The 15,833-nt window shown below is 33.1% G+C and carries 9 protein-coding genes, 2 tRNA genes and 2 rRNA genes (1 of these 13 only partly in view); all 13 read right to left on the bottom strand.

What is annotated here, in order from left to right:
* A 23S ribosomal RNA gene (locus ACSIGC_RS04005) occupies window positions 1-393 on the bottom strand (it extends 2,391 nt beyond the left edge of the window).
* A gap of 174 nt (window positions 394-567) precedes the next feature.
* Window positions 568-641 (bottom strand) — tRNA-Ala (locus ACSIGC_RS04010).
* An 83-nt stretch (window positions 642-724) separates the two neighbouring features.
* Window positions 725-798: transfer RNA gene (locus ACSIGC_RS04015), tRNA-Ile, on the bottom strand.
* 89 nt (window positions 799-887) lie between these two features.
* Window positions 888-2,407, bottom strand: a 16S ribosomal RNA gene (locus tag ACSIGC_RS04020).
* Together the 16S and 23S rRNA genes with 2 tRNA genes alongside form the textbook arrangement of a ribosomal RNA operon.
* A 747-nt stretch (window positions 2,408-3,154) precedes the next feature.
* Window positions 3,155-3,886, bottom strand: a complete 732-nt coding sequence (locus ACSIGC_RS04025; protein ID WP_442266872.1) for a DUF4294 domain-containing protein — start codon at window positions 3,884-3,886, stop codon at window positions 3,155-3,157.
* A 95-nt stretch (window positions 3,887-3,981) separates the two neighbouring features.
* Entirely contained in the window at window positions 3,982-5,235 is a 1,254-nt protein-coding gene (locus ACSIGC_RS04030; protein ID WP_442266873.1) for an aminotransferase class I/II-fold pyridoxal phosphate-dependent enzyme, read from the bottom strand.
* Window positions 5,236-5,303: 68 nt separating this feature from the next.
* Window positions 5,304-8,756 carry a pyruvate carboxylase gene (locus ACSIGC_RS04035; protein WP_442266874.1) on the bottom strand — a complete coding sequence of 1,151 codons (3,453 nt, stop codon included), beginning with the start codon at window positions 8,754-8,756 and terminating at the stop codon, window positions 5,304-5,306.
* Between the two features lie 307 nt (window positions 8,757-9,063).
* Window positions 9,064-11,226, bottom strand: coding sequence for a molybdopterin cofactor-binding domain-containing protein (locus tag ACSIGC_RS04040; RefSeq protein WP_442266875.1), 2,163 nt, complete (start codon window positions 11,224-11,226; stop codon window positions 9,064-9,066).
* 11 nt (window positions 11,227-11,237) lie between these two features.
* A complete protein-coding gene (locus ACSIGC_RS04045; protein ID WP_299683304.1) occupies window positions 11,238-11,699 on the bottom strand; it encodes a (2Fe-2S)-binding protein in 462 nt (153 codons plus the stop codon).
* Between the two features lie 117 nt (window positions 11,700-11,816).
* Entirely contained in the window at window positions 11,817-13,745 is a 1,929-nt protein-coding gene (gene acs / locus ACSIGC_RS04050) for an acetate--CoA ligase (RefSeq protein ID WP_442267742.1), read from the bottom strand.
* 181 nt (window positions 13,746-13,926) lie between these two features.
* Entirely contained in the window at window positions 13,927-14,403 is a 477-nt protein-coding gene (locus tag ACSIGC_RS04055; protein ID WP_442266876.1) for a hypothetical protein, read from the bottom strand.
* The gene (locus ACSIGC_RS04060) at window positions 14,400-14,780 is read right to left on the bottom strand and encodes a glyoxalase (RefSeq protein ID WP_442266877.1); all 381 of its coding nucleotides are present in this window, start codon (window positions 14,778-14,780) and stop codon (window positions 14,400-14,402) included. The genes ACSIGC_RS04055 and ACSIGC_RS04060 overlap by 4 nt, the downstream gene beginning before the upstream one ends.
* Window positions 14,781-14,872: 92 nt before the next feature.
* Window positions 14,873-15,823, bottom strand: a complete 951-nt coding sequence (locus tag ACSIGC_RS04065; RefSeq protein ID WP_442266878.1) for a phosphoribosylaminoimidazolesuccinocarboxamide synthase — start codon at window positions 15,821-15,823, stop codon at window positions 14,873-14,875.
* Window positions 15,824-15,833: the final 10 nt, after the last annotated feature.

The raw sequence follows: 15,833 nt of genomic DNA on the forward strand, positions 1-15,833 counted from the left end.
ACTCAGGGTACTGCTATATCATCTTCGCTTACCTATACGAGACTATCACTCTCTATGGTTCGTCTTTCCAAACGATTCTAGTTCACTAAGATTCTAATGTCGCAGCCCTACAACCCCAATATTGCCGTAACAACATTGGTTTGGGCTAATCCGCGTTCGCTCGCCACTACTAACGGAATCACTATTGTTTTCTCTTCCTCCGGTTACTTAGATGTTTCAGTTCACCGGGTTTGCCCCTTTCGGTACTATACCTTCAGTATAGTGGGTTGCCCCATTCGGAAATCTACGGATTATAAGGTATGTGCCCCTCCCCGTAGCTTATCGCAGCTTATCACGTCCTTCATCGCCTCTGAAAGCCTAGGCATCCGCCATACGCCCTTATTTAGCTTATTGTACTTTTTGCTTTGACTTGCGTCAAAACGAGCTCTTTATAATTCTTTATAAAAATATTTTTGTTAGAGTATAACCTCTAACTCTCTATCTTGATTCTTTACGATATCATTTTACCAATATGTCAATGAACTTGTTATGAGTCATCACAGGAAACTAAACCTATATAACTCTTTGTGGAGAATACCGGAGTCGAACCGGTGACCTCTTGCGTGCAAGGCAAGCGCTCTAGCCAGCTGAGCTAATCCCCCATATACTAGTAGTTAGTACATAGCAGTTAGTAGTTTCTAACAACTACATCCTCAACTTCTAGAATTTCCTAATCTTTAAATAGTAGTCTCGGGCAGACTCGAACTGCCGACCTCTACATTATCAGTGTAGCGCTCTAACCAGCTGAGCTACGAGACTATTTTAAGATCTTAGTCTTTAGTATAAAATTAACAGCAGAGTAGTAAAATAACACACAATTACTCTTGTAACTCACCATCTTTCTCTAGAAAGGAGGTGTTCCAGCCGCACCTTCCGGTACGGCTACCTTGTTACGACTTAGCCCTAGTTACCAGTTTTACCCTAGGCAGCTCCTTGCGGTCACCGACTTCAGGCACCCCCAGCTTCCATGGCTTGACGGGCGGTGTGTACAAGGCCCGGGAACGTATTCACCGGATCATGGCTGATATCCGATTACTAGCGATTCCAGCTTCACGGAGTCGAGTTGCAGACTCCGATCCGAACTGTGATATGGTTTATAGATTCGCTCCTATTCGCATAGTGGCTGCTCATTGTCCATACCATTGTAGCACGTGTGTAGCCCAGGACGTAAGGGCCGTGATGATTTGACGTCATCCCCACCTTCCTCACGGTTTGCACCGGCAGTCTCGCTAGAGTCCTCAGCATTACCTGCTAGCAACTAACGATAGGGGTTGCGCTCGTTATAGGACTTAACCTGACACCTCACGGCACGAGCTGACGACAACCATGCAGCACCTTGTAAAGTGTCCGAAGAAAAATCTATCTCTAGACCTGTCACTCTACATTTAAGCCCTGGTAAGGTTCCTCGCGTATCATCGAATTAAACCACATGCTCCACCGCTTGTGCGGGCCCCCGTCAATTCCTTTGAGTTTCAATCTTGCGATCGTACTCCCCAGGTGGGACACTTATTACTTTCGCTTAGTCACTGAAATAATCCAACAACTAGTGTCCATCGTTTACGGCGTGGACTACCAGGGTATCTAATCCTGTTCGCTCCCCACGCTTTCGTCCATGAGCGTCAGTATACACGTAGTAGGCTGCCTTCGCAATCGGTATTCTAAGTAATATCTATGCATTTCACCGCTACACTACTTATTCTACCTACTTCCGTATAACTCAAGTCAACCAGTATCAAAGGCAGTTCTACAGTTAAGCTGTAGGATTTCACCTCTGACTTAATTAACCGCCTGCGGACCCTTTAAACCCAATGATTCCGGATAACGCTTGCACCCTCCGTATTACCGCGGCTGCTGGCACGGAGTTAGCCGGTGCTTATTCTTATGGTACCGTCAAGCCTCTACACGTAGAGGGGTTTCTTCCCATATAAAAGTAGTTTACAACCCATAGGGCAGTCTTCCTACACGCGGCATGGCTGGTTCAGGCTTGCGCCCATTGACCAATATTCCTCACTGCTGCCTCCCGTAGGAGTCTGGTCCGTGTCTCAGTACCAGTGTGGGGGATAATCCTCTCAGACCCCCTACCTATCGTAGCCATGGTAAGCCGTTACCTTACCATCTAGCTAATAGGACGCATAGTCATCTTGTACCGATAAATCTTTAACTAATAAGCGATGCCACTCACCAGTATTATGGAGTATTAATCTTCATTTCTAAAGGCTATCCTCCTGTACAAGGCAGATTCTATACGCGTTACGCACCCGTGCGCCGGTCGCCATCCAATTGCAAGCAATTGATGCTGCCCCTCGACTTGCATGTGTTAAGCCTGCCGCTAGCGTTCATCCTGAGCCAGGATCAAACTCTTCATTGTATAATCTTTAATATTATTTATGAATAAGTTTCAAAAGAATTTAACTTTGTTAAAGCTATGTTACTTTACTCTCTATATTTACGCTGTCAATTTCAATATTATCAATGAACTTAATTAATCTCAGCACTCAATCTGTTTCAACCGAAACTTCAACTAATCTAATCTTTGTAAAGACACCAGAATCGAACTGATTAACACTATTATTTGTTATTCCAAAATCTCTGTGATCGTTGCTTTCATTTCCGAAAGCGGATGCAAAACTATAACCTTTTTTTAATCTGACAAAACTTTTTTTGAAATTTTTTTCGATTAATCCTAAACCTAATCTTGCACCAAAAAATCAATGAACTCACGCCTCAAAAACGGACTGCAAATATAGAAACTTTAATTCTAATTCCGCAAGTAAAATTTTAATTATTTTTTAACCTTAATTTTACCAACTATCTACACTCTGTTTATGAACTTCTGCAAACTTCTAAACTGCGTTTCTCCGTTTGCGGGTGCAAAACTACACACTCTTTTTAATCTACACAAACTTTTACAACAAAAAAAATAAAAAAAACACAATAAACAGAAAATCAATAAAATAAAAAAAGGACAATCTTTTTGAAGTGATTGTCATTTATAAAATATTATAAAAACTCTATGCAAATACACAGTATAACTTTAGTAGATTCTTTAATACGATTAAAACAAAATAGTAATGGAAATAACAATATTTAAATCGAAATCTTGGAAAGTAATTTCTTATTTCTTAGATTTTTTCTTCTTCTTTCTCTTTTTTCTCATCTTAGCAAACATCTTTTTATACTCTTCTACATCTACTTCTCCTTTTTTAGATTCTAATATTTTATAAGAATCTAATTTTAATTTTGGCTCTTGTACCTCTAAAACTTCATCTATAAAACCTCTTTGTAAGATATCTTCTATTAAATAATCCTCATTAACTGATTCTGGATGGTACTCATCTTTTAATGATAACTTAAATACATTTGCTGTAGTATTATACCAAAAAGCTTTCCAACCGCTACGAAATTCACGAATATTCTCAAAAACTGTACGACCAGTTTGTCGATGAATTAGTTTTATTAAAACTCTTCCTTCTGTACGGGTCATCTTTTTTATCTGATCTGTAAGTTCTTTTTCTAAATATTTTTGAACTCTTCTAACATAGATTCTTTTTTTTCTATTTGAATCTATTCTATCTAATCTAGCATTCAAACTATCTATTCTTTTTGAAGCTAATGTTGCATAGGGATAAGCTTTGAATACTTTTTTCCTGAACCAATAATAATAATTAACATCAGTTCTAGATTTAAACTTGTGCTTTGGTAAAACAGGAACCTCTTCTAATTTAATCATCAAGGTATCTCCATCTTTAACCAAAAAATATTCATCTGAAAAATTTGGCAAAGAATCTTTAATCTGAGCATTAAGATTAAAAGAAATGATAATAAGGAGTAAAAAAAACTTTTTCATATTTCTTCAGAAAGCAAATACAATTCCAAAGTTATTGTTTTTAAATTAAAAAACTCGTGACTTTAACATCACGAGTTTTTTTAATATTTCTTAATTTATGCTGTCATAATAGCTTCTGCTATTCTTTTGTAAGTACCATTACTTAACTTTTCACGTATAGCTGTAAATGCTTTTATTGTTTCATTTACATCTTCAATTGTATGACGTGCTGTAGGTATTAATCTTAAAATAATCATTCCTTTAGGAATTACAGGGTATACAACAATTGAACAAAACACTCCATGGTTTTCTCTTAAATCGTGAACCATTGCCATTGCCTCAGGTATATCTCCTTTTAAATATACTGGTGTAATACATGTTTGAGTAGTTCCTAAATCGAAGCCAGCTTCTCTTAAACCAGATTGTAATGCGTTAGTTATATCCCATAACTTATCTTTAAGTTCTGGCATTGTACGAATCATATCTAAACGTTTTAAAGCTCCTTTTACCATTGGCATTGGTAAAGACTTAGCAAACATTTGAGAACGCATATTATACTGTAAATATTGAACTACATCTTTATCTCCAGCGAAAAACGCCCCGATACCAGCCATAGATTTTGCAAAAGTAGCGAAATAAACATCGATACCATCTTGAACACCTTGCTCATAACCTGTTCCTCTTCCTCCTTCGCCTAAAGTTCCGAAACCATGAGCATCATCTACAAGTAATCTGAAATTATATTTCTCTTTTAGAGCTACAATCTCTCTTAAACGACCTTGCTCTCCACGCATTCCAAAAACACCTTCAGAAACTAAAAGAATACCTCCTCCAGTTTTCTCTGCCATTTTTGTTGCACGCTTTAAGTTTTTCTCACAACTTTCTATATCATTATGTCTGTATACAAATCTTTTACCAGCATGTAAACGAACTCCATCGATAATACACGCGTGTGTATCCATATCATAAACAATAATATCATCTTTAGAAACTAAAGCATCGATTGCAGATACCATACCCTGATATCCAAAATTTACTAGATAAGAAGCTTCTTTTCCTACAAACTCAGCACACTCTTGCTCTAATTGTTCATGATATTTGGTATGACCCGACATCATTCTAGCTCCCATTGGGTAAGCCATACCATGTTCTAAAGCAGCTTCACCATCTGCTTTTAAAACTTCAGGATGATTTGCTAAACCTAAATAATCATTAATACTCCAAGTAACTACTGGCTTTCCATTAAAGCTCATCCTATTTGAAATAGGACCTTCTAATTTTGGAAAAACATAATATCCTTCTGCTTTATCAGCCCATTTACCTAAGGGACCTTTATCATTCTTAATTCTATCAAATAAATCACTTACCATATTAATATTACATATTTGGAGAGCAAAACTAAGTTTTTTTAAGGGTAATTCAAAAACTTACTCCCTACTTACTTCATTTTTATTACCAAATCGTTAGTATCTACTAAAGTTCCAGATGATAATTGTACTTTTTCTATAATTCCTCTAGAAACTGCAGTTACTGTTGTTTCCATTTTCATTGCTTCAATTACAAATAGTGGCTGATTCTCTTGGACAATATCTCCTTCTTTAACTAATACTGAAGATAATAATCCTTGTAAAGGTGCTCCTACTTGATTTTCATCATCTGGATCTACTTTAATATTTTCAATTTTTTCTACAATTATTGAATTATCTTTTATCGCAACAACCCTCATTTGACCATTAATTTTGAAGAAAACTGTTACATTACCATTTTCATCTGCTTCTGTTTTATGTACAAGAGAAATTAAGACTTTCTTACCAGATTCAATATCAACCATAATCTCCTCTCCTACTTCTAATCCAAAGAAAAAGTTTTTTGTAGGAATATTCATTACATTTCCAAACTTTAGATGCTTGTTATAAGCATCTGTAAATACTTTTGGGTATAATTTAAATGACAAGAAATCTGTCATTTCTAATTCACGCCCCATTCCTTTAGAAAAATTCTCTTTAAACTCAGCAAACTCTTTTTCAAAATTTATTGGTTCTAAATGTTCATTCGGTCTTTCGATATAAGGCTTTTCATTCTTTAAAATAATTTTCTGTAATTTTTCTGGGAAACCACCAACTGGCTGACCTAAATCTCCTTTAAAAAACCCAATTACAGATTGAGGAAATGAAATGCTTTCTCCACGCTCTAAAACATCATCTGTAGTTAAATTATTTGTGATCATGTATTGCGCCATATCTCCTACAACTTTCGAACTAGGAGTTACTTTTATAATATCACCAAACATTTGATTTACTTCTCCATACATTTTTGTAACCTCTGGAAATTTATCTTCTAAACCTAAAGCAATCGCTTGACCTTTTAAATTTGAATACTGTCCACCAGGAATTTCATGTTCGTATACTTCTCCTGTTCCTGCTTTTAACCCAGATTCGAACGGATAGTAATAACTTCTTACTGCTTCCCAATAATTAGAATACTCAGCGAGTTTTTGAACATCTAAAAGATTCTCTCTTTCATTAAAACGTAACATTTCAACCATTGAGTTAAAATTTGGCTGAGAAGTTAAACCTGATAGTCCACCTAAAGCTACATCAACAACATCTACTCCAGCTTCAATAGCTTTTAAATAAGAAGCCGATTGAATCGATGAAGTATCGTGTGTATGTAAGTGAATCGGAATATTAATTTCTGATTTTAATGCTGAAATTAATTCATAAGCAGCTTGCGGTTTTAATAAACCTGCCATATCTTTTACACCTAAAATATGAGCTCCAGCATTTTCTATATCTTTTGCTAATTGAATGTAATATTTTAAGTTATATTTAGTTTTACTAGGATTTAAAATATCTCCTGTATAACAGATTGAAGCTTCTGCTAAACCTTTAGTTTTATTTCGAACATGTTTAATACATGGCTCTATGGATTTCATCCAGTTTAATGAATCGAATATTCTAAATACATCAACTCCTGTTTCCCAAGATTTTTCTACAAATTTTTCAATTAGATTATCAGGATATGCTGTATAACCAACTCCATTTGAACCTCTTATCAACATCTGTAATAATACATTAGGCATTGCTTTTCTAAGTAATGCTAATCTTTCCCATGGGTTTTCTTGCAAAAAACGTAAACAAACATCAAAAGTTGCTCCACCCCATACCTCCATACTAAAGATATCAGGGAAGTTTTTAGCATAACCTTCAGCAACTTTTAACATATCTATAGTACGCATTCTTGTTGCGAGTAGGCTTTGATGCGCATCTCGCATTGTAGTATCTGTAAAATGAATTTTTTTCTCTTTCTTCAACCAATCTGCAAACTTTTCAGGACCTAATTCTGTTAATAAATCTTTAGTTCCTTTCGGATGTTTATCTAATTTTGGAAATTTAGGTACTACTGGTTTCGCAAATTGATGGCTTAAATCTACTTTTTTAACATCTGAGTTACCATTAACTACAACTTCTCCTAAAAAGTTAATTAATTTATTAGCTCTATTCTTAGGTTCTTTAAATTCGAAAAGTTTTGGTTCATTTTTAATAAAATTAACTGTAACCTCTCCTTTTCTAAATGTTTGATGATTTAATATATTCCTTAAGAAAGCAATATTCGTTTCTACTCCTCTAATTCTAAATTCTACTAAAGCACGTAACATTTTTCTACAAGCTCCATCTAACGTTCTACTTCTTGCAGAAGCTTTAACTAACATTGAATCGAAAAAAGGTGAAATTTTAACTCCTTGATAAATACTTCCAGCATCTAAACGAATTCCAAAACCAGAAGCACTACGATAAGTAGTTACAGTTCCATAGTCAGGTTTAAAATCATTTGCTGGATCTTCAGTAGTAATTCTACATTGTAATGCGTATCCTGAAACTACAATTGACTCTTGATTTGGAATTTTTATCTGTGTATCAGATAATTTATAACCACCAGCTATAAATAATTGGGTTTTTACCAAGTCTATATTTGTTACCATTTCTGTAACTGTATGTTCAACCTGAATTCTTGGATTCACTTCGATGAAATAAATACTATTATCTTCATCTACTAAAAATTCGACAGTACCAATGTTATTATAGTCAACAGCTCCACAAATATTTAAAGCATATTGATATAAATCATCTTTAATTCCTTGAGGTAATCCATAAGAAGGAGCTATCTCAATTACTTTTTGATAGCGTCTTTGCACCGAACAATCTCTTTCAAATAAGTGCACCATGTTTCCATGAGTATCTGCAACAATTTGAATTTCGATATGTTTTGGATTTTCAACAAACTTTTCTAAAAAAACTGTATCGTCTCCAAAGGCATTTAACGCTTCTCTTTGCGCTTCTGGATATGCTTTTTTAAGATCATTAGCATTACGAATAACTCTCATACCTCTACCTCCACCACCGGAAGCAGCTTTAAGCATGATCGGATAACTAATCTTATCAGCTTCTTCTAAAGCTATCTCTATTGAAGTTAAATCTCTATCACTACTTTGAATGATAGGAACATTATTAGCTACTGCTACTTCTTTAGCAGTAATTTTATCACCTAAAGCTTTTAGTACAGAAACTTTTGGTCCAACAAAAATAATTCCATTGTCTTCACATTTTTGAGCGAATTCGGCATTTTCTGATAAAAATCCATACCCTGGATGAATTGCATCTACACTATTCTCTACTGCAACTTTAATAATTGCATCTATATCTAGATACGGCTTTAAAGGTTCATTATCTTCCCCTATTTGATAACATTCATCTGCTTTGTACCTGTGTAAAGAGTATCTATCTTCATAAGTGTAAATCCCAACAGTTTTTATCCCTATCTCTACACAGGCTCTAAAAACTCTAATTGCAATTTCTCCTCTATTTGCTACTAAAACTTTGTTGATTTTCATTCCTTGTTTTTGTTGTAATTTGTTTGTGTTTTGTTGTTCTTCAAAGTTAAATCAAATTCATTTTTTTTCTCAACAAAAACATGTTTTTATACTAAAAAAAACAATATTTTAACAGATTCATAAATTTTGTATAAATAAAAAAACGATTTATCATTATTTTATTATCAATTTGATAATTTAACAAAAACCGCTCTTTTTACAACAAAATGAAAATCGTTTTCGTAATTTTTTATTATTGCGAAAACTTATCCAAAAACACAAAAAGATGTCTAAATTAGACATCCTTTTACTTTATATTTTTAATAAATTAACTTAAAACTTTTCTTTTCCTAGAAGACAACTCTTTAACAAAAGGTTGTTTATATAATCTATTTTTAAGAGCCTTATAAATAGCATTTGCTACAGCTCCACCTGCTGGTGGTAAACCTGGCTCTCCTAATCCGGTTGGAGACAATTCATTTTTTACGAAATGAACATCTACCTGTGGAGTTTCATTCATTCTGATTAAACGATAGGTATCGAAATTTTTATGAGAAGGTTTTCCGTTTTCAAAAGATAAATCTCCATACATTGCATGTCCGATTCCATCTAAAACTCCTCCTTGAATTTGATTAATTGCTCCTGTAGGATTAATTAAAATTCCGCAATCTACAGCAGCTGTAATTTTCTTAACTACAGGTAAACCATCTTTCATTTCTATTTCGGCAACCTCGGCAACATGTGTATTATGACTATAATAAGCTGCAAAACCTTTAAAAACCCCTTCTTTTTGTTCTTTCCAGTTTGATTTTTCAGCGGCTAACTTTATCGTATTCTCCATTCTTTCTCCTGAGTATTCGATTTTTTTATCTGTAGAATCTTTTACATTTTGTAATAATTCTAATCGTAACTCAACTGGATCTTTCTTTAATTCTTCAGCTAATTCATCAAAGAAAGTTTGCTCAGCAAAAGCTAAGAAGTTGGTATACGGAGCTCTCCATGCGCCTGTTGTGATGTCACTCTTATAGCTTTTTGTAGATACTTTATAATTCGGAATACATCCAGCTGGAAAGAAATTCGGAATTAAATCATACATATTACTATTAATCGCTGCTTCTTTTAAATGATATCCTGTTAATTTTCCATCTTTTATTGATGCTGCAATTCTATATTTAATTGCTGGACGATAAATTCCATCTGTCATATCATCTTCTCTTGAGAAAACAACTTTCACTGGTTTTTTAGCTAGATTTGATATTTCAGCTGCTTCTAAAGCAAAATCACCATATAATCTTCTTCCAAATCCACCACCCATTCTTGTCATTTCAAGATCAATTTCTTCTTCTTTTCTTTTCAATAACTGAGCAACTCTACCAGCTGTCCATTGTGGTGTTTGAATTGGTCCAACTAAATGAATTTTCTCAGCTGTAACATTAGCATAAAAATTCATTGGTTCCATACAGTTATGCGGTAAGAAAGGAGAATCATATGTTCTTTCTAAAACTTTATCTGCTTCAGCGAAAGCTTTCTTTACATTTCCATCTTCTCTTCTAACATCAAATTCTTTTCCGTCTAAAATCTTAATCAACTCTTTATTATGATCGACAGTACTTTCTAAATTTTGATCATCACTCCAAATAGCTTTCAATGCTTTTTTACCTTTCATAGCTGCCCATGTGTTAGTACCAATTACAGCAACCTTATCTCCAAATTTGATTACATCTGAAACTCCATTTACTTTTTTAGCTTCAGCATCATCAAAACTCTCTAATTTTTGTCCGAATGCTGGTGGACGTAATACCGAAGCATATACCATTCCATCAGCTTTATAATCTAAACCAAATAAAGGCTTACCTGTAACGATGTTATCTAAATCAACATTTAAAGCATCTTTCCCTATAATCGTATATTCTGATGGCTTTTTTAAAGTTACATTTTCTGGAACCTCTAAAGCAGCCGCTTCACTTACAACTTCTCCATAACCTAATGTATCTCCATTTGCATTAGTTATAATTCCTTTTGAAGCTTTACAAGTATTTGCATCAACTCCCCATTTCGCAGCAGCAGCATTAATTAACATTTGCTTTGTAGTAGCTCCTGTTTGACGTAATGCATCCCAACCAAAACGAATTGACTGACTTCCTCCTGCAACCTGACGTTTGTATTCTTTCTTGTTATATTTTGCTTGTGCAACATGCACTTTATCCCATTCTACATCTAATTCTTCAGCAATAATCATTGGCATTGCTGTTTTTACTCCCTGACCAATTTCTGGGTTTGGAGAAAAAATTGTTACATAACCATTATCTGCTATTTTGATAAAAGCATTAAAATCGTTGAAATTTAAATTTGCAATATCTACAGCTGGTTTTGCTTCTGGTTTACAAGCAGTGAATAAATTAAAACCAACTAACATTCCTCCACTTGCTAGCGCTGAAGTTCTTAAAAAGTTTCTTCTACTAAATCTGATATTATTTTGTTCTGTACTCATGATAATTAGATTTAAGACATTTTTTTAGCGGCTACAGCTACAGCTTTTTCTATTCTGTTATAAGATGCACACCTACAAATGTTTCCATGCATTGCCTCTCTAATTTCTGTTGAAGTAGGATTTGGGTTTTCTTTTAGAAAAGAAGCAGCAGTCATAATTTGTCCTGCTTGACAATATCCGCATTGTGGAACATCAACTTCTTTCCAAGCTTCTTGTAAAGGATGATCTCCTTCTTTAGAAAGTCCTTCTATAGTTGTGATTTCTTCTTTATCTAAAATAGAAACTTGTAATTGACAACTTCTAGTAGCTACGCCATCTACATGAACAGTACAAGCACCACATTGTGCTATACCACATCCAAATTTTGTTCCTACTAAATTTAATTCATCTCTTAATATCCAAAGTAAAGGGGTATCTGAATCGGCAGTAACTGTTACCAATTCACCATTGATTTTTAGATTATAGGTTGGCATTTATATGTTGGTTTATAATTCAGCTATATAAGTTACAAAAAAAATAGCTATCCGAAGACAGCTATGATTCTTTTAAGAATTATTTAATATTAAATATATCATTTAATTGTTTTAAATTTATTTGACCAAAACCTCATCTATAATTCCTTGAACAACTTCTGGGTTTAACAGAGTACTTGTATCTCCAAGATTACCTATATCATTTGAAGCAATCTTTCTTAAAATTCTTCTCATAATTTTTCCTGAACGTGTTTTTGGTAATCCTTGTGTAAATTGAATTCTATCCAATTTTGCAATTGGTCCGACTTGCTCAGTTATAATTTGATTAATTTCTTTTCTTAGATTTTCATGATTACGAGATTCACCTGTGTCTTTTAAAATCACATAACCATACAATGCATTTCCTTTAATATCATGAGGAAATCCAACAATAGCAGATTCCGCAACAGCAGGATGTTCGTTAATTGCATCTTCTATTGGAGCAGTTCCTAAATTATGTCCTGAAACAATAATAACATCATCTACTCTACCTGTAATTCTGTAATAACCAACCTCATCTCGCAAGGCTCCATCCCCTGTAAAGTACTTATTTTCAAAGGCTGAAAAATAAGTATCTTTATATCGTTGATGATTTCCCCAAATTGTTCTTGCCATTGAAGGCCAAGGAAACTTAATACATAATCGACCTTCTACCTGATTTCCTTTAATTTCTTTTCCTTCTTCATTCATTAAAGCGGGTTGAATTCCTGGAAAAGGCAAAGTTGCATATGTAGGTTTTGTTGGGGTAGAAAAAGGAATAGGTGTAATCATAATTCCTCCTGTTTCTGTTTGCCACCAGGTATCTACAATTGGACTTTTTCGTTTTCCTATATTATCATCATACCAGTGCCAAGCCTCTTCATTTATAGGTTCACCTACCGTTCCTAAAATTTTTAATGATGATAAATCACTTGATTCTACATGAGATAAACCTTCTTTAGCTAATGCTCTAATTGCTGTTGGTGCAGTGTAAAACTGATTCACTTTATGTTTTTCTACAATTTGCCAAAAACGACTATAATCTGGGTAACTTGGAACACCTTCGAACATTACCGTGGTAGCTCCATTTGCTAATGGTCCATAAACAATATAACTATGCCCAGTTATCCAGCCAATATCTGCAGTACACCAATACACATCATTTTCTCTGTATTGAAAAACATTTTTAAAAGTATACGCTGTATACACCATATATCCTGCTGTTGTATGTAACATTCCCTTTGGCTTACCTGTTGAACCTGAAGTATATAATATAAAAAGAGGATCTTCTGCATTCATTATTTCTGCTTCACATTTATCAGATACTTCATCTAACAATGGTTGTAACCATTCATCTCTACCTTCTTTTATATTTATATCTGATTTTGTTCTTTGTACAACCAAAACATTTTCAACACATGGGCATTCCTCTAAAGCTTCATCTACTATACCTTTTAAATCTATGGTTTTATTTCCTCTATAAGAACCATCCGAAGTAATCACCATTTTACATTCTGAATCGTTGATTCTTGTTGCTAAAGCTGTAGAAGAAAAGCCAGCAAAAACAACTGAATGTATTGCTCCAATTCTTGCACAAGCTAGAAGAGAAATAGCAAGTTCTGGTATCATTGGTAAATAAATACAAACACGATCTCCTTTTTTAATTCCTCTCGATTTTAAAACATTAGCTAGTTTATTAACTCTTTTATATAAATCATTATATGTAATATGTTCTGCTTTTTCATTTGGGTTATTAGGCTCAAATAAAATAGCGGTTTTATCTCCTCTTGTTACTAAATGGCGATCGATACAGTTTTCGGTAATGTTCAATTGTGCTCCTTCAAACCATTTCACTTCAGGTTTCGTAAAATCCCAACTTAAAACATTATTCCATCGTTTCCTCCAAAGAAAATGTTCTTCTGCAATTTCTTCCCAAAAATTTTCTGGATTACGAACAGATCTTCTATATACTTGAAAGTATTCTTCTAGATTTTTAATGTGATAATTACTCATGATTTGGTTATTTATATGATAAATCTATTCTTTTTTTATCAAAAAATAACTCTTAAAAAAAAATATTTAAAAATGTTTTCAAAATGATGTTTTTTGTAGTTAATTCTACTCTATTTGTCGATTTTTTTTGGTTGTAAAAAATTAAACCCAAGAAAAAAAAACCCAAAAAACAACATTATCAACCAATTAAAAACCACTACAACTCAATCTCTTCTAACATGAGATTATAATCATATTGTAAATCTTCATGTAAAGTTAACATAGCTTTTTTAGCAAGTCGTAATTGAGTTTCAAATACCTTTTGAAGTCTTGGACTTTTTTTTATTGAAGGTTTAAAACGTTTTAATTTTAAACAGAAATATAACAACAATTCAACTTCTGTACTTTTCTTTTTTGAATAACGAATTTGTTTTTTTATTGATGTAAGAATTTTACGAACACTCTTTCTTATGTAAAAAAAGCTTTTGGTGTTTATTTCACTAAACATTTCATCTATTTCAATTTTTACAGTTTTAATATATCTATCTTCATCTTGAGCTTCAAACAATAAATAGGTTAGTAATTCTTTATTTTCTTTTTTAAATCGAGTTAACGTTAGACATAGTTCTAATAATTCTGAAGAAGTTTTATATTTTAATTCGTCTTTTATTGTTTTAATTGAAGCTGCTTTCATGAATTACCGTCTTTCTTTATTTGATCAAAACTATCAAAAAGTCTTTGTTTCGCCATGCTAAATATCCTTCTATTAAATTCTGAAGTATTTTTTTGATATTCCAAAAACTCATCTTTTGTAAACTGACCTATTATTATTCCAAGAATAAGATTTCTAATAACGACATTTTTAGAGAATGATTTATCTAAAGTTTCTTGAAACTTATCTTTATTTAAATTTACGAGTTTGATCTTTTGTTGTATACTCCAATTTTTAAATGTTAATATTAAAATTTCGTGCTGCAACTTTAAAATTGGCCGTAATACTTCATTTTGAAAGTTTTCATCTGATTTGACTGAAATCAAATTTAAAACAGGTCGTATGCTTTTTTTATCCATAATTATTTTTATTATGTATTTAAAGTTAAACTAAAAAAGAGAAGTTATAACTAACTTCTCTTTTTTTCATCTATTTGTATTCAATTTAAATTTTATTTAGCATTCAAAAAATCTGTAACATTTTTTTCTATTCTCTCTGTAATATTCTCAGTATTGGCTTTTACAAATTTCTCTCCTGTTATTTGCTCATACAATTCTATATAACGATTCGAAATTTCAAGGATTTTTTCATCACTCATTTCAGGAATTTGTTGTCCGTCTTTTCCTTGAAATCCGTTTTCAATTAACCATTGACGAACAAACTCTTTAGATAATTGTTTTTGTTTCTCGCCTTTATCTTGTCTTTCTTGATAACCATCTGCATAGAAATATCTAGAAGAATCTGGTGTATGAATTTCATCAATTAATACAACTTTACCATCCTTTGTTTTACCAAATTCATATTTTGTATCCACTAGAATTAATCCGCGTTTCGCTGCTATTTCAGTACCTCTTTGAAATAATTTTCTAGTGTAATCTTCAAGAACTATATAATCTTCTTCAGAAACAATTCCTTTAGCTAAAATATCTTCTCTAGAAATATCTTCGTCGTGCTCACCATTATCGGCTTTTGTTGAAGGTGTAATAATTGGCTCAGGAAATTTATCATTTTCCTTCATTCCTTCTGCCATAGTAACACCACAAAGCATTCTTTTCCCTGCTTTATATTCACGAGCTGCATGACCCGATAAATATCCACGGATAACCATTTCAACTTTAAAAGGCTCACATAAATGACCTACAGCTACATTTTCATCAGGATTTGCAACTAACCAATTCGGAACAATATCAGCTGTATCATTCATCATTTTAGTAGCAATCTGATTTAAAATCTGACCTTTAAAAGGAATTTGACGAGGCATAATTACATCAAATGCAGATAATCTATCTGAAGCAATCATGACTAATTGCTCATCATTTATATTATAGACTTCTCTTACCTTTCCTTTATACACTGACTTTTGTCCAGGAAAATTAAAGTTTGTTTCGTTTATTGTATTCATTGTTGCGTTG

This window comes from Tenacibaculum aquaeponti (assembly GCF_052084715.1).
GTDB lineage: Bacteria > Bacteroidota > Bacteroidia > Flavobacteriales > Flavobacteriaceae > Polaribacter.

Excerpts from the sequence above, each read along its gene's own strand:
- ACSIGC_RS04025 (WP_442266872.1), bottom strand. The coding sequence starts at position 3,886 with ATGAAAAAGTTTTTTTTACTCCTTATTATCATTTCTTTTAATCTTAAT.
- ACSIGC_RS04030 (WP_442266873.1), bottom strand. The coding sequence starts at position 5,235 with ATGGTAAGTGATTTATTTGATAGAATTAAGAATGATAAAGGTCCCTTA.
- ACSIGC_RS04035 (WP_442266874.1), bottom strand. The coding sequence starts at position 8,756 with ATGAAAATCAACAAAGTTTTAGTAGCAAATAGAGGAGAAATTGCAATT.
- ACSIGC_RS04040 (WP_442266875.1), bottom strand. The coding sequence starts at position 11,226 with ATGAGTACAGAACAAAATAATATCAGATTTAGTAGAAGAAACTTTTTA.
- ACSIGC_RS04045 (WP_299683304.1), bottom strand. The coding sequence starts at position 11,699 with ATGCCAACCTATAATCTAAAAATCAATGGTGAATTGGTAACAGTTACT.
- ACSIGC_RS04055 (WP_442266876.1), bottom strand. The coding sequence starts at position 14,403 with ATGAAAGCAGCTTCAATTAAAACAATAAAAGACGAATTAAAATATAAA.
- ACSIGC_RS04060 (WP_442266877.1), bottom strand. The coding sequence starts at position 14,780 with ATGGATAAAAAAAGCATACGACCTGTTTTAAATTTGATTTCAGTCAAA.
- ACSIGC_RS04065 (WP_442266878.1), bottom strand. The coding sequence starts at position 15,823 with ATGAATACAATAAACGAAACAAACTTTAATTTTCCTGGACAAAAGTCA.